At 34.0% G+C, this 1,519-nt stretch carries 2 protein-coding genes; both read right to left on the reverse strand.

What is annotated here, in order from left to right; translation table 11 throughout:
* Positions 1-588: DEAD/DEAH box helicase (locus CYP28_RS01875; RefSeq protein ID WP_141090898.1), on the reverse strand; the 588-nt coding region annotated here is incomplete at its 3' end.
* A gap of 56 nt (positions 589-644) precedes the next feature.
* The coding region (locus tag CYP28_RS01880) for a DHHA1 domain-containing protein (RefSeq protein WP_141090899.1) at positions 645-1,519 on the reverse strand (875 nt) is incomplete at its 5' end.

Below are 1,519 nucleotides of genomic sequence, written 5' to 3' on the forward strand. Positions count from 1 at the left end.
ATTAATATGGGGTCTAACTAAAAAATTTTGTTCGTATAGTTCCTCTACGCTTACTTGATGCAGAATTTTTCCACCAAAAAGACTAAGCATTTTTGCATTATCGCTCTCTTGGCTCCTATATGGTGTGGCACTTACTCCATATAGATTTTTGCAGTATGGCTTTAAATTTGAGATTATATTAGACAATACGCTTGCTGAAGAGTGGTGGCATTCATCAATTATCAGCATATCATACTTACCTTTTACGTTATCCAGTAGATCTTTACGTTTAAGTGATTGCCAGGTAGATATCAAGATATCTTTTTGTGTTTGAGCTTTTTTATTTCTTGTTTCACCATCAATAGCACCTATTTGGGCATCGCTGCCAAACATTGCTACAAACCTATTTTTTGTCTGCTCTACTAGATCGACAGCTGGGACTATGATCAGCGTTCGTAGCTGAAGCTCGTTTATAATATATGCCATAATGTTAGTTTTGCCAGAGCCAGTTGGAGCGTGAATTAACCCTATATTGTTATTTTTTGTAGCATTGACACACTCTTGCTGATATGGCCGTGGCGGAAACTTATCATTTAGCTCAATTTTCATATTTTAATGCTCGTTGCTACTTTTTGCTCTTGAACGTTGTTTTTTTTATTCTTTTCTTAGAATTTTTCAGGGATAAGCTGCTCTTTAAATTCTATCTTACCAGAGAAATTATCCTTGCTAAAATCAAAATTATTGTTTGACAGCTCCATTAAAAAAATAGGCAATTTATTGTTTTTGGAAACATTTTCGCTATTTTCTATCAAGTCAAGCGCATTTTTACCAGGGCATATAAAATCTATACTCTCTGTTTTGTCATTAATTGGGTCAGTAACTGCTAGCTTTAAAAGCACAAAGTCTTTCTGCTTGGCCTTGCCCATAACTGCGTCTTTGTTTAAGATCATGTCTGAAGTAATAATCACTGGTGTCAGAAAATTCTTGCTGTAAGGGATAGCTCCAGTAATTTTTGTTAGATGTTTAGAAAGTTCATTATATTCAAACAAAGATACTGGCTTTTCAAGGATATTGAAACTATCTTTTGCTAAATCAAGCTCAGTTGTATTTTTATTAGATATAAATATATTGCTAGCAAGGGCTTCTTTTAAAAGCTCATTAAATCTTGTATGATCTTTTATAGAGCCACCAAGCGCCTTTAAGTGTCCGCCAAAAGAGAAAATATCTTTAGCCTCTAGTTTAAAATTCATTAGCCTGGTTAGATTATCAAATACATTGTTGCCACGTCCGCTAAAGATTATCTTACCATTGACGTCTGTGCCTACTATAACATCTGCACCAGTATTGTCAAAAATCCTTTGTGCAATCAATCCACAAAGTCCTATTTTTGTATTTTCAACATATACAAAAATTAGCGGATCTTTTTCAAGCCCTTTTTCTTTTACAGCCTGAAGAGCATTTTTTGTAGCCTCAAAAGCAAGCTCTTTTCTTTTGTTGTTTAACCCATTCAAAATATATATGCCACTATTAAGCATATTAT

It is taken from the genome of Campylobacter concisus, assembly GCF_002914195.1.
GTDB lineage: Bacteria > Campylobacterota > Campylobacteria > Campylobacterales > Campylobacteraceae > Campylobacter_A > Campylobacter_A concisus_M.